General features: G+C 29.6%; 21 protein-coding genes. 17 read left to right on the top strand and 4 right to left on the bottom strand.

What is annotated here, in order from left to right:
* The first annotated feature begins 6 nt into the window (after positions 1-6).
* The 6 genes from KGF36_RS15000 (at position 7) to KGF36_RS14975 (ending at position 5,141) form a co-directional block, all read left to right on the top strand.
* Positions 7-1,164, top strand: coding sequence for a class I SAM-dependent methyltransferase (locus KGF36_RS15000; RefSeq protein WP_227842902.1), 1,158 nt, complete (start codon positions 7-9; stop codon positions 1,162-1,164).
* 151 nt (positions 1,165-1,315) lie between these two features.
* Positions 1,316-1,876, top strand: a complete 561-nt coding sequence (locus tag KGF36_RS14995; RefSeq protein ID WP_227829314.1) for a 5' nucleotidase, NT5C type — start codon at positions 1,316-1,318, stop codon at positions 1,874-1,876.
* 28 nt (positions 1,877-1,904) lie between these two features.
* On the top strand, positions 1,905-2,396 hold the full coding sequence (locus KGF36_RS14990) for a hypothetical protein (RefSeq protein WP_054272357.1): 492 nt from the start codon (positions 1,905-1,907) through the stop codon (positions 2,394-2,396).
* A 240-nt stretch (positions 2,397-2,636) separates the two neighbouring features.
* Complete coding sequence (locus tag KGF36_RS14985) at positions 2,637-3,188, top strand: helix-turn-helix domain-containing protein (protein ID WP_227829315.1); 552 nt, start codon at positions 2,637-2,639, stop codon at positions 3,186-3,188.
* A gap of 85 nt (positions 3,189-3,273) precedes the next feature.
* Positions 3,274-4,206 (top strand): D-aminoacyl-tRNA deacylase, encoded by a 933-nt coding sequence (locus KGF36_RS14980; RefSeq protein WP_227829316.1) that lies wholly within the window; start codon positions 3,274-3,276, stop codon positions 4,204-4,206.
* A 71-nt stretch (positions 4,207-4,277) separates the two neighbouring features.
* Positions 4,278-5,141 (top strand): EamA family transporter, encoded by an 864-nt coding sequence (locus KGF36_RS14975; protein ID WP_227829317.1) that lies wholly within the window; start codon positions 4,278-4,280, stop codon positions 5,139-5,141.
* 160 nt (positions 5,142-5,301) lie between these two features.
* Here KGF36_RS14975 and KGF36_RS14970 read toward each other — a convergent pair whose 3' ends face one another.
* From KGF36_RS14970 to KGF36_RS14960, 3 genes are all read right to left on the bottom strand, one after another.
* On the bottom strand, positions 5,302-5,898 hold the full coding sequence (locus KGF36_RS14970; RefSeq protein ID WP_227842904.1) for a TIGR04100 family radical SAM protein: 597 nt from the start codon (positions 5,896-5,898) through the stop codon (positions 5,302-5,304).
* 26 nt (positions 5,899-5,924) lie between these two features.
* Positions 5,925-6,452: a TIGR04002 family protein gene (locus KGF36_RS14965; RefSeq protein WP_227854817.1), complete on the bottom strand. Its 528-nt coding sequence runs from the start codon at positions 6,450-6,452 to the stop codon at positions 5,925-5,927.
* A gap of 371 nt (positions 6,453-6,823) precedes the next feature.
* Positions 6,824-7,822, bottom strand: coding sequence for a D-2-hydroxyacid dehydrogenase (locus KGF36_RS14960; RefSeq protein ID WP_227829320.1), 999 nt, complete (start codon positions 7,820-7,822; stop codon positions 6,824-6,826).
* A gap of 687 nt (positions 7,823-8,509) precedes the next feature.
* Here KGF36_RS14960 and hadA point away from each other — a divergent pair.
* From hadA to KGF36_RS14920, 8 genes are all read left to right on the top strand, one after another.
* The gene (hadA, locus tag KGF36_RS14955) at positions 8,510-9,709 is read left to right on the top strand and encodes an isocaprenoyl-CoA:2-hydroxyisocaproate CoA-transferase HadA (protein ID WP_227829321.1); all 1,200 of its coding nucleotides are present in this window, start codon (positions 8,510-8,512) and stop codon (positions 9,707-9,709) included.
* 38 nt (positions 9,710-9,747) lie between these two features.
* On the top strand, positions 9,748-10,548 hold the full coding sequence (gene hadI, locus KGF36_RS14950) for a 2-hydroxyisocaproyl-CoA dehydratase activator HadI (RefSeq protein WP_227829322.1): 801 nt from the start codon (positions 9,748-9,750) through the stop codon (positions 10,546-10,548).
* Between the two features lie 14 nt (positions 10,549-10,562).
* Entirely contained in the window at positions 10,563-11,789 is a 1,227-nt protein-coding gene (gene hadB, locus KGF36_RS14945) for a (R)-2-hydroxyisocaproyl-CoA dehydratase subunit HadB (protein ID WP_227452795.1), read from the top strand.
* Positions 11,789-12,916, top strand: coding sequence for a (R)-2-hydroxyisocaproyl-CoA dehydratase subunit beta (gene hadC / locus KGF36_RS14940; RefSeq protein WP_227829323.1), 1,128 nt, complete (start codon positions 11,789-11,791; stop codon positions 12,914-12,916). The genes hadB and hadC overlap by 1 nt, the downstream gene beginning before the upstream one ends.
* Positions 12,917-12,963: 47 nt before the next feature.
* The gene (gene acdB, locus KGF36_RS14935) at positions 12,964-14,097 is read left to right on the top strand and encodes a putative isocaproyl-CoA dehydrogenase AcdB (protein ID WP_227829324.1); all 1,134 of its coding nucleotides are present in this window, start codon (positions 12,964-12,966) and stop codon (positions 14,095-14,097) included.
* 32 nt (positions 14,098-14,129) lie between these two features.
* Positions 14,130-14,915 carry an electron transfer flavoprotein subunit beta gene (etfB, locus tag KGF36_RS14930; protein ID WP_227829325.1) on the top strand — a complete coding sequence of 262 codons (786 nt, stop codon included), beginning with the start codon at positions 14,130-14,132 and terminating at the stop codon, positions 14,913-14,915.
* An 18-nt stretch (positions 14,916-14,933) separates the two neighbouring features.
* A complete protein-coding gene (locus tag KGF36_RS14925) occupies positions 14,934-15,971 on the top strand; it encodes an electron transfer flavoprotein subunit alpha/FixB family protein (RefSeq protein WP_227829326.1) in 1,038 nt (345 codons plus the stop codon).
* 478 nt (positions 15,972-16,449) lie between these two features.
* The gene (locus tag KGF36_RS14920; protein ID WP_227829327.1) at positions 16,450-18,081 is read left to right on the top strand and encodes a sigma-54 interaction domain-containing protein; all 1,632 of its coding nucleotides are present in this window, start codon (positions 16,450-16,452) and stop codon (positions 18,079-18,081) included.
* A 142-nt stretch (positions 18,082-18,223) separates the two neighbouring features.
* Here KGF36_RS14920 and fba read toward each other — a convergent pair whose 3' ends face one another.
* Complete coding sequence (gene fba / locus KGF36_RS14915) at positions 18,224-19,150, bottom strand: class II fructose-1,6-bisphosphate aldolase (protein WP_227854816.1); 927 nt, start codon at positions 19,148-19,150, stop codon at positions 18,224-18,226.
* A 207-nt stretch (positions 19,151-19,357) separates the two neighbouring features.
* Between fba and KGF36_RS14910 the strand changes: the two genes are divergently transcribed.
* From KGF36_RS14910 to rlmD, 3 genes are read left to right on the top strand one after another with little or no spacing between them, the layout of a single operon-like run.
* Positions 19,358-19,687, top strand: a complete 330-nt coding sequence (locus KGF36_RS14910) for a DUF1904 domain-containing protein (protein WP_227829329.1) — start codon at positions 19,358-19,360, stop codon at positions 19,685-19,687.
* Complete coding sequence (locus KGF36_RS14905) at positions 19,687-20,409, top strand: pseudouridine synthase (protein ID WP_227854815.1); 723 nt, start codon at positions 19,687-19,689, stop codon at positions 20,407-20,409. The genes KGF36_RS14910 and KGF36_RS14905 overlap by 1 nt, the downstream gene beginning before the upstream one ends.
* A 32-nt stretch (positions 20,410-20,441) precedes the next feature.
* Positions 20,442-21,797, top strand: a complete 1,356-nt coding sequence (rlmD, locus tag KGF36_RS14900; RefSeq protein ID WP_227829331.1) for a 23S rRNA (uracil(1939)-C(5))-methyltransferase RlmD — start codon at positions 20,442-20,444, stop codon at positions 21,795-21,797.
* Positions 21,798-21,890: the final 93 nt, after the last annotated feature.

Genomic DNA, 21,890 nt, shown 5'->3' with positions numbered 1-21,890 from the left:
ATTAGGATGAATAAGCAGAGTATAGGAAAACTAAATATGTTTTTTATGGGGATTACTCAGAGAAACCTTGAAAATGAAGATTTTTTTATTGAATTAGAAGTAGTTTTTAAATCAGGAAGAAAAGAATTTAAAGGAATTGCAACAGAAGAAGAAGGTAAGTACAAATTTAATTTTAAAGGCAAATCAGAGTTATATACATTTAGTAAATTGTTAAAAATTATATCTAAAGAAGCTGAAAATTATGATGCACTAGTATTTAGATATATTGAAAGAGGTACTATTGTCGTAATAGAAGGAGACAATAAAAAAGTAAATGTAAAGTATCTAGATAATAAAGAAGAAGTACCAAAAATAGATGAATTTACAGCATCTCAAATAAAAAACAGAGAGTACTATGTAAAAGTAGGACAAGCAAATGCACTTTTAAAAGAAATTGGAGTACTTACAAAAGATGGTAAAATAAAAAACGATAAAATAAGAAAGTATAATCAAATAGACCACTTTGTGGAGCTTATAGACAATATTTTAAAAGAAATAAAAGACAAAGACTGTATAACAATATTAGATTGTGCTTGTGGTAAATCATATCTAAGTTTTGTACTAAACTTCTATATAAAAGAAGTATTAAAGAAAAACTGTTATTTTATAGGAATAGATTATTCAGATGTAGTTATAGAAGCTTCAAAGAAGATGGCTAAAAATTTAGGCTATAAAAATATGTTATTTATAAAAGAGGATTTAACTAATTATACACCTAATAGAGATGTTGACCTTGTAATAAGCTTACATGCTTGTGATACAGCAACAGATATGGCTATAGGACTAGGGATTAGAGCAAAGTCAGAAGCTATAGTAGTAGTACCATGCTGTCATAAGGAGTTATTAGGACAATATAAATATGAAGCTATGGAACCAATATTAAAACATGGAGTATTTAAAGCTAGATTTGCAGACTTAATAACTGATGGTTTAAGAACTTTATTGTTAGAAGGAAATGGATACGATACTTCTGTGGTAGAATACATATCCCCATTAGATACACCAAAAAATTTAATGATAAGAGCAATAAAAACTAAAATAAATAATGAAAAAGCATTAAATGAATATAGAGAACTAAAAACACAATTTGGAGTAGAACCAACTTTAGAAAAACTTATATATTAGTTGAAAATGTAAAATTTATAAAAAGCTTGCTTAAATATGCAAGCTTTTTGGTATTATATAGGTATAGTCATATATGTGATTTTGATTTATAATTAAAGCTGTGCTATAATATTTGATTAATAAAATCAATAAATGTTACATGGAGGTAAAAATGAACAAATTAAATATATGTATTGATATAGATGGAACAATAACTAGTCCTTATCATTTTCTTCCATACCTAAATGATATCTTCAATAAAAACATTACAGAGTCAGAGTGTATAACTCACAATTGGGAAGAATTATATGGTTCAGGAATAAGCGATGTATATACAGAATTTAATGATAAGTATGTACATTCATATGATGAAGCAGAAATTGTAGAAGGAGCTATTGAAGTAATAGATGAATTATCTAAGGGGCATAATTTATATTTTGTAACTGCTAGACATGAATGTTTAACTGATGTAACTAAAAACTGGTTAATTAGACAAGGAATTTTAGATATAGATGTTTACTTATTAGGAAGTGATTATAAAGTTGAAAAGGCAAGAGAACTGAGTTGTGATATATTTATAGAAGATAACCCTTTAAACTCAGTCCAATTAGCTGATGCAGGTGTTAAAGTAATACTTTTAGATACTAACTATAATAAAAATATTGAACATCAAAACATAATTAGAGTTAATAACTGGATAGATATTAAAAAGATTATAGAACAAAGTAATTAAAAGACTTATAAATTGAAAGGGGGAGCATATGATAGATTTAAAACTAGAAAACAGAAAAGGAAAAATTCATGTAAAGAGTAGTGAGATAAAAGATATTTTAGAATTACGTCCAGATTTTGAATATGTACAAGATATATCAAATACTATAAATCAGGAGAATATATTGGTGTTTGATTGTCAATTAACAGGAAATTCTTTTGATATGGATGATTTAGATATAGAAGAAATATTAGAAGAATTAGGTGAGGAAATAGATGAGTCTTATTTCAATGTCTTATTTGAGGATGTAAGAGCATATTTAAAAGATGCTACTGATGAAATAGAGGCAGATTTGCAAGAAAATTACCTATTTGATAATTTGAGATGCTATTTTGATATATATAATATAAATCAAGAATTCACTGATTTTAAGTTTGTATTTTTAGTTTCTTTTAAGGATATAAAAATATCTTCATTAGCTAATCTAGCTAAGATTGTTTCCAAAAGACAACTGATAGGAGCATCTAAGTTTTATAGTTAAAATATAAAAATATAATTTTATGATAATAAAAGCTAGTAGCTTAAAAAATATGGGCTACTGGCTTTTTTATTTGCTCATTTTTAAAGGAAATTTCAAAATAGTATTTACATTTCTAAAAGAATATTATATATTAAACATAATGTACAGTATATCGAATAAAATATTTTAAAGTAAGTTACTGTCTTTAGATAAAATAATTAAATATACTTAGGATTATATAAGTATATTAGAGGTGAATTTATGCAGAATTTAAATGAAATAATTGCTGAGAATTTAAAAAAGATAAGGAAAGAAAAACATCTTAGCTTAGATAAAATTTCTCAACTTAGTGGGGTAAGTAAGAGTATGTTGTCTCAAATTGAAAAATGCGAAGTGAATCCAACTATATCTACTATCAAGAAAATAACGAATGGATTAAAAATATCATTTACATCATTGATGGAAAGACAAGAAAGTGATATAGAATTGGTTGATAAAAAGGATGTAGACCATTTTATTGAGGATGATGGAAAATATGTAAGTTATCCGATATTTCCATTTGATTCTAAAAGAAGATTTGAAATATTTATGATTGAGATAGAAGAGGGTGGAACATTGGATTCAAATGCTGAACTTCCAGGAACTCAAGAGTTTATTACAGTTTTTAGTGGTGAAATAACTATTAAAATAAATGGAGAGGATTATATTGTATCTAGTGGAAATTCTATAAGATTTAAAGCTGATGTATCACATATATATAGAAACTCAGGTAGAGGTGTAGCTAAAATAAGTATGGTAGTATATTATGTATAATAATTGAATGGAGTATATAGTGATATTTAGATGATTTTAAGTATGAGAGTATTTAGTATTTGAATAATAGGAGTGTGATTTATAGATGAATAACAAAAAAGCAGTTTTCTTCTTTTGTAATAATTTAGATAAAGACCCAGTGGCTAAGAATGTAATTAACTGTTGTGAGGAAGTAATGGATTTAAAGCAGACTGATATTATTGTTGATGATAATTTTGTATTAGAATTTATAGATAAAAATAATAACTTATTCCAGTTTGTAAAAACGGAAAATGTAATAAGTCATGATTATAAATATTATCTGCCAATTTTAAATAAGTATTTCAAAAATTTTGATTTTGCAGGAGTTGTGAATTGGCATGAAGGAGAGAATGCTCCAGCAAATATTCTAACAGCTCATACTATTGGAGATGTACCAACAGGCGAGTTTGGAAATTCAAATCCAAAATATTTTAGAAACTTAATTAATGCAATTGAAGATATAAAAAATGAAAACTCTCTTGATGAATTCACTACATTAACAGAAGCAACTCACTGGTCTGGAACTACATATGGGGAAGTATCTAAATTAATTACAGAATATTCTGTACCTATGTTAGATATTGAGATAGGAAGTAATAGTAATAGTTTTAATAATAAGACGGCAATACAAGTATTATCGAAATCTCTAATTAGAGTATTTGATAATGATGAGTCTATAAAAACTTTACTGTGTGTAGGAGGAGTTCACTTTGAAAATTCTTTTGCAGATATTATAAAAAATAGAGAATACAATATATCAATTGGACATGTATTACCAAATCAATGGATTGTAAGTGGAATGTATGATAATGAAGATGGATTTGAAAAATTAGAAAAGTGTGTAGACAGTATTGATGGTGGAATTGATGGTATAGTTTTTCATGATAAGTTAAAGGGGGCTTATAAAGAACAATGTCGTAAATTAGGAGAAAAGCTTAAGGTGCCTGTATTTAAACATAAGACATTGAAAACCCCAAAAGATTTGCCCATATGGTAGATTTGATTTATAATAATGAGATTTAGTAAGTATATTCAGTAAGTCAGATTAATTTTTAAGTGAGGTCAAAAATGATAATATCTTATTTTGCACTATTAATTAGAGTAGTGCTATTAGCCTTTGAAAGAGTAGTTGTAAGATTATTAGGTGATGAAGAAGGTGATATTTATAAAAATATAGCTTCATCATTTTTATTTTTCTTTATAGGTGGAGTATGTTTACTACCATTTAGTATAACGAGTAAAGTTGGAGATTGGTCTTTTTTACTACCATGCTATATAAGTAGCTTAGTTTATTCAATTGGGTCAGTAGCATATGTAACATCTCTAGCAACTGGTGAAGTTTCACTTGTAACTCCAATAAACAGTTTAAACTCACTATTTCTATTGCTTTTATCAGTTGTATTTTTAGGTGAGAGTTTTAGTTTAGCAAAAGTTGCAGGAATTATAATTATGATTGGTGGAGTATTTATATTAAAAAATGTAAGCTCTTTATTAAAAAATGCATCTGCCATTTTAAATAATCTACCATGTAGATTGATGTTTTTGTACATATTTTTTCAATCCGTAGGAAGGGTATTAGATAAGGCATTTTATGTTCAAGTATCTCCTATACTGTATTCAACGATACTTTACTTTTTTGTCGGATTAAATCTATTTGTTTTTTTAGCATTTAAAAAGAAACAAAAAGTAATCTATGAAATTTTTAGTAATAAGAAAGGACTTTCGATTTTAAGTGGTGCTATTAATGGGTATTCTTATCTAGCATTATTAATTGCTTTAAATAATTTAGAACTCAGTATAGCAGAACCATTTTCTCAAGTATCTATGATAATAACTTTAATACTTGCTCACTTTATATTTAAAGAAAATATTAAGGAGAAAATACCAGGTTCAATTCTGATATTAATTGGTGGATGGTTATTATTGCTTTAATTGATAAATCAGAGAGATAATGAAAGTGTATAAAAGGCTATAGGTAAATTTGTTTTTACACAAATCTACTTACAGCCTCCCTTTTATTTTAAAAACCCTATAGTCACTATTTTTATGTTGTCAATCTTGTATTAAAATTTTAAATACTAATTTATAATTGTTAATTCTTATGTCTAACTCTTAATGGTATATCAAGTTCTTTTGCTAATTGTTTAGATTCTTCTATTTCTTCTGGAGATATTTCATCTACTACTGAAAAAGCAACTTCTTTTATATATTTTTTACAATCCTTTGCGAAATCTAACATATAGTTAAATGATTTTTCTCCAAATTTTGGTTGAGTAACTCTATTATAAGCTTCTTTATTTGGAGCATTAAGACTTATTGATACTGCATCTATTACATCTTTTAACATGATAGCAGTTTTTTTATTGTGTATTAAATCGCTTAGACCGTTTGTATTTATTCTTGTTTTGATATTACTTTTTTCCTTTATAAATTTAGCAACTTCTATTAATTCATTTATTCTCATTAGTGGTTCACCATATCCACAAAATACAATTTCATCATATTCATCTAAATTATATTTGTCAAAGGCTTCTTTTACTTCATCAATACTTGGTTCGTGTTCTAACCATAAGCTACCACTATTTGCTACTTCGTCTTTTTCATTTCTTATGCAAAACACACATTTACATGGACATGTATTAGTTATATTTACATAGATACTGTTTTCAATTGTATATAAGATATTCATAATTTTCCCTCCATAAATTTAAGTCTTTAGTTAAAATAACGTCTTTTAAAATCAAGTTTATCAAGTGCCATCCCTAGAAGTACAAACACAATAAAGCTTCCTATTGGTTGTAACAAACCAAGTAAACTCATTACGAAAGCACTCGTAAAGCTTCCAATAATTATTCCCTCAGCAAACATATATAAAACTAGACCTACTATGCCTGCTACAAATGAAGCAATTATATTTCTTTTGTTTATTATCTTGTCACTTTTAGAAGTGAAAAATAATACAAGTATTGGCTTTATAATTATAGTTGGTATTACCCATATTGCAGCTCCTATAGATAAATCAGCTAGACCAGCACCTATTGCAGAGGCCGCTATAGCATAGTTTGTTGGTAAAATAGTTGCAGCTAGATAAATAAAGGCATCTCCTATATGAACATATCCGTTGTTTCCACCAACTGGAATATGTAATATATAAGCTATTGTCAAACATATTATAGATGCAAATAACGCTGAAGTGACGATACAGGTCGTCTTTTTAGAAGTAGCTTTGTTCATTTTTTCCAATATAATCCCTCCTCAAAAATCCCAAACTAGCATTCTTGTAATGTTTTCTTATAAATATATTAATATTAATCATACAATTTTCATAGTTTGTTTGGTATTTTTCTGGTAAAAAGTGAATTGTACCCATTCAAAGTCTTTTGATGGAAAAGTAGATTGTAATTAGGGTAATTTAATAGGATGATTATAAAGATGGTTGTAAATTCGATATAAAATATAATAAATAGTAGGTGTATGCAAATAATATAAAAGAAGAAAAGCAATATAAGAGAGTCATACTCAATGTATATTGAATAGACTCTCTTATATTTGGGAAATTAAAGGCTATTTTGTTAGATAATAGCTAATTAATGAAAAAATATATTTATAAAATACTAATTTACTCTGTTAGCAGCAGTTCCTGTGCTTATAACATCTACAGCACTACTTAAACTAGAATAAACTATATTTTCTATCGCTGTACTAGTGAAGAATCCAAGGTGATGAGTAAATATAACTTGTTCCATAGAAAGAAGTTTGTTTATTTCTGGGTCAGTTAATTCACCTGGGTTCATTTTTTTATTTAAGAATAATCCTTCAGTTTCAAATGTATCAAGGGCAGCAGCTCTTATTTTTCCAGCTTCTAGTGCTTCTATTAAGTCCCCTGTCTTAATCAAACCACCACGACCAGTGTTTACTATGTAAGCTCCATCCTTCATTATAGCTAAAGTATCTTTATTTATCATATGTTTTGTTCCTTCAAGTAAAGGAGTATGTAATGTTATAAGGTCAGCTTCTTTAAGAAGGTCTTCTAAAGAATCTTTATAAGTTAATATATCATTTAAATCTTTATTTGGATATTGGTCAAATGCAATTACATTAGCTCCTAAGCCTTTGAATAATTTTGCAGAAGTAGCACCTATTTTTCCTGTACCTATAACACCAACTGTAATAGATCTAACTTCTGTTCCAAGAAGTTCAGCTATCCAACGATAGTCACCTTCACAGACTTTTTTCTTTACTAAAGGAGTCTTTCTTAAAAGGTTCATAGCTTGAGTAACAGCTAATTCAGCTATTGCATTAGGTGAATAAGAAGGAACATTTGTAACAATAAGTTCATTTTTATTAACTAAATCAAAATCTATCATGTCAACCCCTGCAGTTCTTGAAGCTATAACTTTAACTCCAGCATCTTTTAAAGTTTCATAGATATAAGGATTATCTATATAGTTAGTTTGTTGTATAGATATACCATCATATCCTTTAGCTTTAGTGATATTTTCTTCAGTCATGTTTTCAGGATAAATATCCACTTGAACATCCTTATGCTCTTCAGACCATTGTTTTATTACTGGTTCTTCATAATCGCGTGCTCCAAATACTAGTATTTTCATATCAATACCCTCCTGTAATTATTAAATTATATGGTAATCTTTCATTTAGAAATAATATGTAGCATATAAGGTTATATTTTTGTACAAAATTTTTAAGGTTAAAAATTTAGTTTTGAAATTGTTTTCCCTGTGTCATTTTTATATCTAGTCATTTTTTATTTAATAGAATAATTGCTTTAAAAATTTATCAAAGAAATTGTTATTTTTTAGATTAAATATTATTAAAAAATTATCTAAGTCTGAAATTAGTTAACTAACTTGCTGATTAATTACAATGATAACATGTGTTTTTGAGTTTAGCAATGAAAACTTTTTTTGAAATGTCAAGCTTTTTCATAAAAAAATATATAAAAAAAACTTTTAAATGCATGGAAAAAATAGCAAGATGCAATGGAGAGTTGCATAATGCCATGAAATGGAATTAATAATGCAATTGTATATTGTTAAAAAACATTCAAATCAAGCGATATTTTGATTAAATATAAAGTTGGCACGATAAATGCTTAACAATATAGGTGTAAGACAATAAAAAATATAAAAAATAATCATTTATAACTTTTAATAATTTTATAAGTTATCTTAATAAGATTAGGAACTTTGACACCAAATAGTTAATATCAGAAAAAAGTACTTTATGTGTGATTTAATTGAATTTTTATAATTGATACTATTAAGGAGGAAAACGTTATGCTTTTAGAAGGAGTTAAGGTAGTAGAACTTTCAAGTTTCATCGCAGCACCATGTTGTGCAAAAATGTTAGGTGACTGGGGTGCAGATGTTATTAAAGTTGAGCCTATAGAAGGTGATGGAATAAGAGTTATGGGTGGAACATTTAAATCTCCAGCATCAGATGATGAAAACCCTATGTTTGAATTAGAAAATGGAAATAAGAAGGGTGTAAGTATTAATATAAAATCAAAAGAAGGAATAGAAATATTACATAAATTAATATCAGAAGCAGACATATTTGTAACTAATGTTAGAGTTCAAGCATTAGAAAAAATGGGTATAGCTTATGATCAAATAAAAGATAAGTATCCAGGATTAATATTTGCTCAAATATTAGGATATGGTGAAAAAGGACCTTTAAAAGATAAACCAGGATTTGACTATACTGCATACTTTGCAAGAGGAGGAGTTAGCCAATCTGTAATGGAAAAAGGAACATCTCCAGCAAATACAGCAGCAGGATTTGGTGACCACTATGCAGGTCTAGCATTAGCAGCAGGTAGTTTAGCAGCATTACATAAAAAAGGTCAAACTGGTATAGGTGAAAGAGTAACAGTAAGTCTTTTCCATACAGCTATATATGGAATGGGAACAATGATAACAACAGCACAATACGGAAATGAAATGCCTTTATCAAGAGAAAATCCAAACAGCCCATTAATGACTACATATAAATGTAAAGATGGAAGATGGATTCAATTAGCTTTAATACAATACAACAAGTGGTTAGGCAAATTCTGTAAGGTTATAAATAGAGAGTATATATTAGAAGATGACAGATACAACAACATAGATTCAATGGTTAATCACATTGAAGGTTTAGTTAAGATAGTTGGAGAAGCTATGTTAGAAAAAACATTAGATGAGTGGTCAGTTCTATTAGAAGAAGCAGACTTACCATTTGAAAAAATCCAAAGCTGTGAAGATTTACTAGATGATGAACAAGCTTGGGCAAATGACTTCTTATTTAAGAAGACATATGATAGTGGAAATACAGGTGTCTTAGTTAATACTCCAGTTATGTTTAGAAATGAAGGAATAAAAGATTATACACCAGCACCAAAAGTAGGGGAACATACTATAGAAGTATTAAAAACTTTAGGCTATGACGAATCAAAAATAAATAACTTAAAAGAAGATAAAGTTGTAAGATACTAATTAGTATTTCTAGATTTTGGGAAAGGAGAATACTAAAGATGTATACAATGGGATTAGATATAGGTTCAACTGCATCAAAGGGAGTAATTTTAAAAGATGGAGAGGATATTGTGGCTTCAGCTACTATATCTTCTGGTACTGGGACTACTGGACCATCAAGAGTTTTGGAAAAATTATATAGTGAGTCAGGTCTTGCAAGAGAAGACATTGAGAAAATAGTAGTTACAGGGTATGGGAGAATGAAATATTCTGATGCTGACAAACAGATAAGTGAGTTAAGTTGTCATGCTAGAGGAGTAAACTTCATAATTCCAGAGACAAGAACCATTATTGATATAGGTGGTCAAGATGCTAAAGTACTAAAGCTAGATAAGAATGGAAGATTACTAAACTTTCTTATGAATGACAAATGCGCTGCAGGTACAGGAAGATTTTTAGATGTAATGGCAAAAATAATAGAGGTTGATGTATCTGAACTCGGAAGTATATCTATGAATTCTCAAAATGAAGTATCAATAAGTAGTACATGCACAGTGTTTGCAGAATCTGAAGTTATATCACACTTATCAGAAAATGCAAAAATTGAAGATATAGTAGCAGGTATTCACACTTCAGTAGCAAAGAGAGTTTCTAGCCTAGCAAAAAGAATAGGAGTACAAAGAAACGTAGTAATGGTTGGTGGAGTTGCCAGAAATAGTGGAATTGTAAGAGCTATGGCAAGAGAAATCAATACAGAAATTATTGTACCTGATATACCTCAATTAACTGGTGCTTTAGGAGCAGCATTATATGCTTTTGATGAAGCAAAAGAATCACAAAAAGAAGTGAAAAATATATAAAAAGAGGGATGACAATGTCTGAAAAAAAAGAAGCTAGAGTAGTAATAAACGATTTATTAGCTGAACAATATGCAAATGCATTTAAAGCTAAAGAAGAAGGAAGACCTGTAGGTTGGTCAACATCAGTATTTCCTCAAGAGTTAGCAGAAGTATTTGACTTAAATGTATTATATCCAGAAAATCAAGCAGCTGGGGTAGCGGCTAAAAAAGGTTCTTTAGAATTATGTGAAATGGCTGAATCTAAAGGATATTCTATCGACCTATGTGCATATGCAAGAACAAACTTTGGTCTTTTAGAAAATGGTGGATGCGAAGCTTTAGATATGCCAGCTCCAGATTTCCTACTTTGCTGTAATAATATATGTAATCAAGTTATAAAATGGTATGAAAATATTTCAAGAGAATTGGATATACCTTTAATAATGATTGATACAACTTTCAATAATGAAGATGAAGTAACTCAATCAAGAATAGACTATATAAAAGCTCAATTTGAAGAAGCTATAAAACAATTAGAAGTTATATCAGGAAAGAAATTTGACCCTAAGAAATTTGAAGAAGTAATGAAAATATCAGCTGAAAACGGAAGACTATGGAAATATTCTATGAGTTTACCAGCAGATTCTTCTCCTTCACCAATGAATGGATTTGATTTATTTACTTACATGGCTGTAATAGTTTGTGCTAGAGGTAAAAAAGAAACTACAGAAGCATTTAAATTACTTATAGAAGAGTTAGAAGACAACATGAAAACTGGAAAATCTTCTTTCAGAGGAGAAGAAAAATACAGAATAATGATGGAAGGTATACCTTGCTGGCCATATATTGGATATAAAATGAAAACATTAGCTAAATTTGGAGTTAATATGACAGGTAGTGTTTACCCACATGCTTGGGCATTACAATATGAAGTTAATGATTTAGATGGAATGGCAGTAGCATACAGTACTATGTTTAACAATGTAAACTTAGACCGTATGACAAAATATAGAGTTGATTCTTTAGTAGAGGGTAAATGTGATGGAGCATTCTATCATATGAACAGAAGCTGTAAACTTATGAGTTTAATACAATATGAAATGCAAAGAAGAGCAGCTGAAGAAACTGGATTACCATATGCTGGATTTGATGGTGACCAAGCAGACCCTAGAGCCTTTACTAATGCTCAATTTGAAACAAGAATTCAAGGTTTAGTTGAAGTAATGGAAGAAAGAAAAAAACTTAATAGAGGTGAGATATAATGGAAGCTATTTTATCTAAAATGAAAGAAGTAGTTGAAAATCCAAATAAGGCTGTAAAAGAATATAAAAATGCAACTGGTAAAAAAGCTATAGGTTGTTTCCCAGTTTATTGCCCAGAAGAAATTATACATGCAGCTGGAATGCTTCCAGTTGGTATATGGGGTGGACAAACAGAATTAGATTTAGCTAAACAATATTTCCCTGCATTTGCATGTTCAATAATGCAATCATGTCTAGAATATGGATTAAAAGGTGCATATGATGAATTATCTGGAGTTATCATACCAGGTATGTGTGACACATTAATTTGTTTAGGACAAAACTGGAAATCAGCAGTACCTCACATAAAATATATATCATTAGTACACCCACAAAACAGAAAACTTGAAGCTGGTGTAAAATACCTAATCAGTGAGTACAAAGGTGTAAAAAGAGAACTTGAAGAAATATGTGGTTATGAAATAGAAGAAGCAAAAATTCATGACAGTATAGAAATTTACAATGAACATAGAAAAACTATGAGAGACTTTGTTGAAGTAGCTTATAAACATTCTAATACTATAAAACCATCAATAAGAAGCTTAGTAATTAAAAGTGGATTCTTTATGAGAAAAGAAGAACACACTAAATTAGTAAAAGATTTAATAGCAAAATTAAACGCAATGCCAGAAGAAGTCTGTTCTGGAAAGAAAGTTTTATTGACAGGTATATTAGCAGATTCTAAAGATATATTAGATATTTTAGAAGACAATAATATAGCAGTAGTAGCAGATGATTTAGCTCAAGAAACAAGACAATTCAGAACAGATGTACCTGCAGGTGATGATGCATTAGAAAGATTAGCAAGACAATGGTCAAACATAGAAGGTTGTTCATTAGCTTATGACCCTAAGAAAAAACGTGGGTCACTTATAGTAGATGAAGTTAAAAAGAAAGATGTAGATGGTGTTATCTTCTGTATGATGAAATTCTGTGACCCAGAAGAATACGATTATCCTTTAGTTAAGAAAGATATAGAAGATAGTGGAATACCTACTTTATATGTTGAAATTGACCAACAAACTCAGAATAATGAACAAGCAAGAACTCGTATTCAAACATTTGCTGAGATGATGAGTTTAGCTTAAGTTCATTAAAATAAATTTACTATAAAATATGAAAATTGGAGGAAGCTATGTTATATAACAAAGAGCAAGAACTTTTAAGAAAAGCAGTAAGAGATTTTGTTAGTAAAGAATTAGATACTTTACCAGCAGAAATGGATAAAACAGGTGTAATGCCTAAGGAATTAATCAAAAAATTAGCTGAGACAAAATTTATAAGCAGTAATATCCCAGAAGAATATGGTGGAGGGGGAGCAGGTTATGTTTCTTACGCTATCATAATGGAAGAAATAGCTAGAAGATGTGCTTCAACAGCTACTTTTGTAACAGCTGGTTCTTCTCTTGCTACATTACCAATACTTTACAATGGTACTGAAGAGCAAAAACAAAAATACTTAAGAGGTTTAGCAACAGGTGAGTTAATAGGAGCATTTGGTTTAACTGAGCCAGGAGCTGGTTCTGATGCTGGTGGACAACAAACAACAGCAGAATTAGTAGGAGACCACTACATATTAAATGGTAGAAAAACTTTCATAACTAATGGACCATTCTGCGATATAGCTATAGTAATAGCAGTTACAGATAGATCTAAAGGTCTTAGAGGGACATCAGCATTTATAGTAGAAAGCAAATGGGATGGTTTCTCAACAGGAGCTCATGAAGATAAGATGGGTATAAGAGGAACTGAAACTTCTGACTTAATATTTGAAAACGTTAAAGTTCCAAAAGAAAACCTTATAGGAAAAGAAGGTAATGGATTTAAAATAGCAATGGGTACTTTAGAAGTAGGTAGAATAGGTGTTGCTGCCTTAGCTTTAGGAATTGCTCAAGGTGCTTTAGATGAAGCTGTTAAATATACAAAACAAAGAGTTCAATTTGGTAAGCCTATAGCTAAATTCCAAAATACTCAATTTACTATAGCTGATATGGAAACAAAAGTTTGTGCAGCTAGAGGATTAGTTTATGACGCAGCACAAAAGAGAGATGCAGGAATGAGAGTTGCTCAAGAATCTGCGATGGCTAAATACTATGCAGCAGAAGTTGCAAATGAAGTTGCTTATAAAGCATTACAACTTCACGGTGGATATGGATTCATAAAAGATTATGAAATAGAAAGAATTTACAGAGATGCTAGAATCGTATCAATATACGAAGGAACATCAGAAGTTCAAAAAATGGTAATTTCATCAAACGTATTAAAATAATAAATAATCTAATGAAATTGGAGGTATAGACTTTGAAAATATTAGTTTGCGTAAAACAAGTTCCAGATACTAACGAAGTAAGAATAAATAAAGAAACAGGTACTCTTATAAGAGATGGGGTTCCTAGTATATTAAACCCAGATGATGCAAATGCATTAGAAGAAGCATTAAAAATTAAAGATGAGCATGATGATGTAACTATAACAGTTATAACAATGGGACCTCCTCAAGCAGATTTTATGCTAAGAGAGTGTTTAGCTATGGGGGCTGATGATGCAATATTATTAAGTGATAGAGCATTTGGAGGAGCTGATACTTGGGCTACATCAAATACTATCGCAGCAGGAATATCTAAAATAGGCGATTATGATATAATATTTGCAGGAAGACAAGCAATAGATGGAGATACTGCACAAGTTGGACCACAAATTGCAGAAAAACTAGACATTCCTCAAGTTACATATGTACAAGACTTCAAAATAGAAGGAAAAGACATAATAGTTCAAAGACAATTAGAAGATGGATATGAATTAATTAAAGTAAGTACACCTGTACTTTTAACAGCAGTAAAAGAATTAAATGCACCTAGATATATGTCTGTTGATAAAATAGTTAAAGCATATAAACATGATGTAAAAGTTTGGACAATTGATGATTTAGACGTAAATAAAGAAGAAGTTGGCTTAAAAGCATCACCAACTAAAGTATTTAGATCATTTACTCCTGAACCAAGAGGAAAAGGAGAAATCTTAGAAGGTAAAGCTGACGAAATAGCTAACAAAATAATAATAGGTCTAAAACAAAAGCACATTATATAAGTTGGAGGAGTACAAACTATGAATGATATAAAAGATTTAAGTTCTTATAAAAACGTATGGATATTTGCAGAGCAAAGAGATGGAAAAATAACTCCAGTAGTTATCGAATTATTAGGAGAAGGAAGAAAATTAGCTAAAGAAGTAGATGCAGAACTTTGTGCAGTATTATTAGGAAAAGATGTTGATGGATTAGCTAAAGAATTGATTTCTTATGGAGCTGATAAAGTTTATGTTGCAGATGATGCTCTTTTAGAAAAATATACAACTGATGCATATACAAAAGTAATAAAAGATGCAATAGATGAAATAAAACCAGAAATAATGCTTTTCGGAGCAACTCATATAGGTAGAGACTTAGCACCTAGAATAGCTTCAAGAGTAGGAACTGGATTAACAGCAGACTGTACTAAATTAGAAATAGACCCAGAAGATAAGAAAATAAAACAAACTCGTCCAGCATTTGGTGGAAACATAATGGCTACAATCATTTGTCCAAACCATAGACCTCAAATGTCTACAGTTAGACCTGGTGTTATGGATAAAGCTGAAAAAGACGAAACAAGAACTGGTAAAGTTATAGCATTAGATTACAAAATAACTCAAGATGATATAAGAACTACTGTTTTAGAAACAGTTAAGAGTAAAAAAGATTTAGTATCTCTTACAGATGCAAATGTTATAGTATCAGGTGGTCTAGGATTAGGTGGACCTGAAGGATTTGAAATGCTTAAACAATTAGCTGACAAATTAGGTGGAGTAGTTGGTTCTTCTCGTGCTGCTGTAGATGCTGGATGGATAGACCATTCTCACCAAGTAGGTCAAACAGGAACTACTGTTAAACCAAACCTATACATAGCTTGTGGTATATCAGGAGCAATACAACATTTAGCAGGTATGCAATCATCAGATTTCATAATTGCTATAAACAAAAACCCAGCAGCTCCAATATTAGAAATTGCTGATTATGGAGTAGTTGGAGACTTACATGAAATAGTTCCAATGCTTATAGATAAATTAGATAGCGTTGATGATTTATTAGAAGCTATAAAAGCTTAATAGGTAACAAGTACCTAAATACTACTGATGAAATAAGCCTTATTAGTTAGTAACATAAATATTATTACATAATATGGTTATTGCTAAATCGTATTTGTCAGTTATTAAAAAGTCTGTTTGAATAAAATTTTATAATACAAGATATCTAGATAATCCTTATATGTATATTACTTACAAAATGTGAGTCGTATTCTATAAGGATTATCTTTATTTTCAAAAATAAGTATTAATTTTAATTAAATTGTATTAAATAGACAAATAATTACTGAATATGTGATAAAATACAATTAAAAGCAAAATGAAATTTTTAACAAACTATGACCATTAAAATTATCTGTAAGTTGTATTTTAATGAAGGAAGATATTAAAAAAAAGACAAATAAGGAGTTGGTTGTATGTGCTAATAGTATTTATTGTAAGCAAACAATAAATTTTGTATGTAGTTCAATAAATTACTTAATGAAAGGTGCGAATATTAATGGATAATAATTTGATAGGGCTTATAGAATATGTAGAAAATCCAGCTATTTTATGTAAAGAGTCAGGCGAAATAATATACTGTAATCATCTAATAGATAATATTTTTAGTTTTCTCGATATAAAAAGACCTAAAAATATAAATGAATTAGATTCAAATTTTGACAAAAAAGATATACTGGTGAATAATAAAAAGAAAATAGCTTTTAGAGAATTAAGAATGACTGCACATATTTATAATATGAAAGATAATGATAATGAAAATAACATAGTTTATTTATTTGAGAAGTCTGTAATATCTGACAAAGTAGTTGAGGATATAATAGAACATATAGATGAAGTTGTCGTTGTATTTAACAAAGATGGAGTAATTGAAAAGATGAATACTGTCAGTGATGAGATTTTACCTTTTAAAAGAACTGAAGTACTTGGTAGAAATATAACAGATCTTGTCAGACAGGGATTAGTTGAAGAACCAATAATATTAAATATGCTTAAGGTAAAGAAAAAGATTTATAGAAATATTGTTTATCCTGATGGAAAACTTATCGCTTATACAGCTGTTCCAAGATGGGACTCAAAAGGAAAACTTACAGGAGGAGTACTTACAGGAAGAGATATATCAAGGGTTATTAAACTTGAATCTCAGATAAGATATAGTGATGTATCAGAAGATACAGAGTATATAAGCAAAAGTAAGACTATGGACAATATAAAAAAAGTTGTCAAGAGAGCTGCAGCATCAGATTCTTCTATATTTATAAATGGAGAATCAGGTGTAGGAAAAGAAATTATAGCTAGGACAATATATAAGTATAGTTCAAGAAGGGAAAAGCCTTTTATAGCTATAAACTGTGGGGCTATACCAAATGAATTATTAGAATCAGAGTTTTTTGGATATGAAGAAGGTTCTTTTACTGGAGCTAAGAAAAAAGGTAAAAAAGGACTTTTTGAAGAAGCAAATGGTGGAACTATATTCTTGGATGAAATAGGCGAACTGCCAATGCAAATGCAAAAAAAATTACTTAGAGTCATACAAGAAAATACAATTACTAGAATTGGTGGAAGTAAACCTATAAAGATAGATGTTAGATATATAAGTGCCACTAATATTTCTCATGAGGACCTTAGAAACAACCTCAAATTTAGACAAGATTTGTACTATAGATTGAGTGTTATTCCAGTAAAGATACCACCACTTAGAGAAAGAAAAGAAGATATAGTTCCATTGGTTGAGTATTTCTTAAAACTTTATAATGATAAGTACAATAGAGAAGTAGAAGTTTCACCTAAGGTTATTGAGTTATTGGAAGAATACTCTTGGCCAGGAAATATAAGAGAGTTAAAAAATATTATTGAAAGATTTGTAGTATTATCAGCCAAAAACGTAATTGGAGAAGATGAATTTAATATGCTTATAAATCTGGATATGATTGATAACGAATCAGATGATTTATCACCAATAGTGGTAAATGGAATTATGAATCTGAATGATGCATATAAAATGGTAGACCAAATAATGATAAGTAAAGCTATAAATAAATATGGGTCAATAACAAAGGCAGCCGAAGTGATAGGAATATATCCTTCTACAATACATAGAAAGATAAAAAGTGGATATATTCGAGTTTAATAAATAAGTTAATAGAGTAATTTGAATAAATATAATATAATTTTAAATACATAACCTATATACAACTTAAAAGAGATGGCTTAAAAATAATTTTAATTATTCTAAGTCATCTCTTTTCTTTTATAAATATTTAAAAGTTATATTAGTTTATAGAGTTAGTAGAACCTAAAACATCATCTATTTTACTTTCAACTACAGCTTGTATAGCATCTCTACCAGCACCAATGTATTTTCTTGGGTCAAATTCTTTTGGATTTTCAGCTAAGAATTTTCTAACAGCAGCAGTCATAGCTAGTCTTAAGTCAGTATCCATGTTTATTTTACAAACAGCCATAGAAGATGCTTTTCTTAACATGTCTACAGGTACACCTTTAGCTCCAGCTATATTTCCACCAAATTCATTACATGTAGCAACAGCGTTTTGGTCAACAGCAGATGCACCATGAAGAACTATTGGGAAACCTGGTAATTTACTTTGGATTTCTTCTAGTATGTCGAATCTTAATTTAGCTTCTCCTTTGAATTTGAAAGCACCATGAGAAGTTCCTATAGCTATTGCTAATGAATCAACTCCTGTTCTTTCAACAAATTCAACTGCTTCAGCAGGTTGAGTATATTTATGAACATCAGAAGTAACATCATCTTCTGTTCCAGCTAAAACACCAAGTTCTGCTTCAACAACAACACCTTTAGAGTGTGCATATTCAACAGCTTCTTTAGTTATTTTAACATTTTCTTCAAAGTCAAAATGAGATCCATCTATCATAACTGAAGAGAAACCAGCATCAATACAAGTTTTAATAGCATCCATATTTGGACCATGATCTAAGTGAAGAGCTACATCTACACCTATTTCATCAGAAGCAGCTTTAACCATCTCAACTAAAGTATGAGGTCCAGCATATTTAACAGCTGACATAGAAGCTTGTATCATAACATAAGAATTTTTAGCTTTAGCAGCCTTTAAAACACCTTGTAATTGTTCTAAGTCACTTATGTTAAATGCACCTATAGCAAATCCACCTTCGTAAGCTTTTTTAAACATTTCTTTTGTAGTAATTAATGCCATTTTAAACTCCTCCTATTAACTTTTAAAATTTACCCATCACTTATATTATAACGTTAAATCAAAAAAAGTATATAGTAAATTGTAATAACTATAAATTACAAGTATAATGTTAAATAGAAGATAATAGGATTAGGTAGAATAATAAAGAATAGAAACGATTTAGGAAGAATTAAAATAAAGAAAGGTTTAAAATAAAGGAGAGTCAATATGCCACAGATAAAGATAAGAGGAATTCATGAAAATGATATATGTAAAATAAGTGAAAAAATGATAGATGATTTAGTTGAAGCTGTAAAATGTCCAAGAGATTACTTTGAGATAGAATGTATAAAATCAGTTGCAATAAGAGATGGTAAAATAGTAGAAGTATATCCTTTTGTCGAGATAGCATGGTTTGATAGAGGACAAGAAGTACAAGACATAGTAGCAAGAATAATAACTGATAGCATAAGAAATAATTTAGATGTTGAAAGTATGGATTTAGCATTTACATTATTTGAAAAAGAAAAATATTATGAGAATGGAGAACATTTTTAATGGCTAAGAAGCAACGTATAGATAAAATTCTTTCAAACTTAGGTTATGGAAGCAGAAGTGAGATAAAGAAATATTGTAAGCAAGGGTCTGTAGTAGTAAATGGAAGTGAAGCTTCAAACCCAGGGACTCAAGTAGATACTGAAAATGATGAAATATTATTCAATGGAGAAGAAGTTGTCTATAGAGAATATATATATTTAATGATGAATAAACCAGATGGATATATATCAGCGACTACAGATAAATACGACCCAACAGTTTTAGATTTGATTGATGTATCATACTTAGCATTTGAACCATTTCCTGTTGGAAGATTAGACAAAGATACAGAAGGATTATTAGTTTTAACTAATGATGGGAAGCTTTCTCACAGAGTTTTATCGCCTAAGAAGCATGTGCCTAAGATTTATTATGCAAAAATTGATGGGATAGTGACTGAAAAAGATATAGAAGCTTTTGCAGAAGGAGTAGTACTTGATGATGGGTACAAAACTATGGCATCTCAGTTAAAAATATTAAAGAGTGATGAGGAATCAGAGATAGAACTTACAATACATGAAGGTAAATTTCACCAAGTTAAAAGAATGTTTGAAAGCGTAGATAAAAAAGTAGTATACTTAAAAAGATTGTCTATGGGTAATTTAAAGTTGGATGAGAGTTTAGAGTTAGGCGAATATAGAGAGTTGACAGATGAAGAAGTAAAATTGATTGAAGAAAGATAATAAAGACACTATAGTAAATTGGAGGAGAATTTGTGAAGAAAAAGGATATTATAGAATTTGAAGTAGATAAAATGGAGTTTGGAGGTACATCTTTAAGCCAAGTTGGAGATAGAGTTATTCATATGAAGGGCGGGATAAGTGGTCAAAAGGTAAAAGCTGCTGTTAAAAAAGTTAGAAGCAAAAAAGCAGAAGTTAAGATGATGGAGTTGCTTGAACATTCCCCACTTGAAACTGAAATACCTTGTAAGCACTTTAGAGAATGTGGAGGATGTACATTACTATCAGTGCCATATGAAAAGCAATTAGAAATAAAAGAAAAACAAGTTATGGATTTATTTTTAAAGCAAGACTTATTTGGATTTCAATTTTTAGGAATAGAAGGAAGTCCTGAAAACAAGTACTATAGAAATAAAATGGAGTATACTTTTGGGGATGAAGTAAAAAATGGACCTTTAACATTAGGACTTCATAAAAAAGGAAAGCATATAGATATACAAACTGTTGAAGAATGTATGTTGGTTGATGAAGACTTCTCAAAAGTATTAGTATCTAGTGTGGAATTTTTCAATGAAAAAAATCTTCCTTATTATAGAACAATGAATCACAAGGGATATTTAAGACATCTTGTAGTTAGAAAAGGGATTCATACTAATGAGATTATGGTTAATATAGTTACTTCTTCTCAGGAAGATTTTAATATGAATGAATTTAAAGACATGCTTTTAGGACTTAATTTAAAAGCTGAGTTGGTAGGTGTACTTCACACTATTAATGATGGTCTGGCAGATGCTGTTCAATGTGATGAGTTGAGAGTTTTATATGGAAGAGATTACATACAAGAGGAGATTTTAGGGCTTAAATTTAAGATTTCTCCATTCTCATTTTTCCAAACTAATACTAAAGGAGCTGAGGTTCTTTATAGTATTGCTAGGGATTTTATTGGAAATTACAATGATAAGGTTGTATTTGATTTATATAGTGGGACTGGGTCTATTGGACAGGTTATGGCTGGTGCAGCTAAGAAGGTGTATGGTATTGAAATAGTTGAGGAAGCTGTTGTTGCAGCTAATGAGAATGCAAAGTTAAATGGACTTACTAATTGTGAGTTTATTGCTGGAGATGTGGCTAAGGTTGTTAAAGATTTGAAAGATAAGCCCGATTTAATCATTGTTGACCCTCCTAGACCAGGTATTCATAAGGATGCTATTAGAGATATTTGTGGATTTGGTGCAGAGGAGATTGTTTATATTTCTTGTAATCCTAAGTCTTTGGTTGTTGATTTGGTTGATTTTAAGAGTTATGGTTATGAGATTAAATTGGTCAAGTGTATGGATATGTTCCCCAATACACCACATTGTGAGACTGTAGTTAAACTTATTAGAGAATAACAGGGTTTCGACTGTTTGTATCATGTTATAAGGTTGGATTTGCCACCAGTTTGCCACCGTAATTGTTTTTCGGTGGCAAAGTGTATGTCTTAA

This window comes from Clostridioides sp. ZZV14-6009 (assembly GCF_020658095.1).
Taxonomy (GTDB): domain Bacteria; phylum Bacillota; class Clostridia; order Peptostreptococcales; family Peptostreptococcaceae; genus Clostridioides.
The sequence above is the reverse complement of the archived record's forward strand: the minus strand, read 5'-3'. Positions and strand labels throughout refer to the sequence as shown.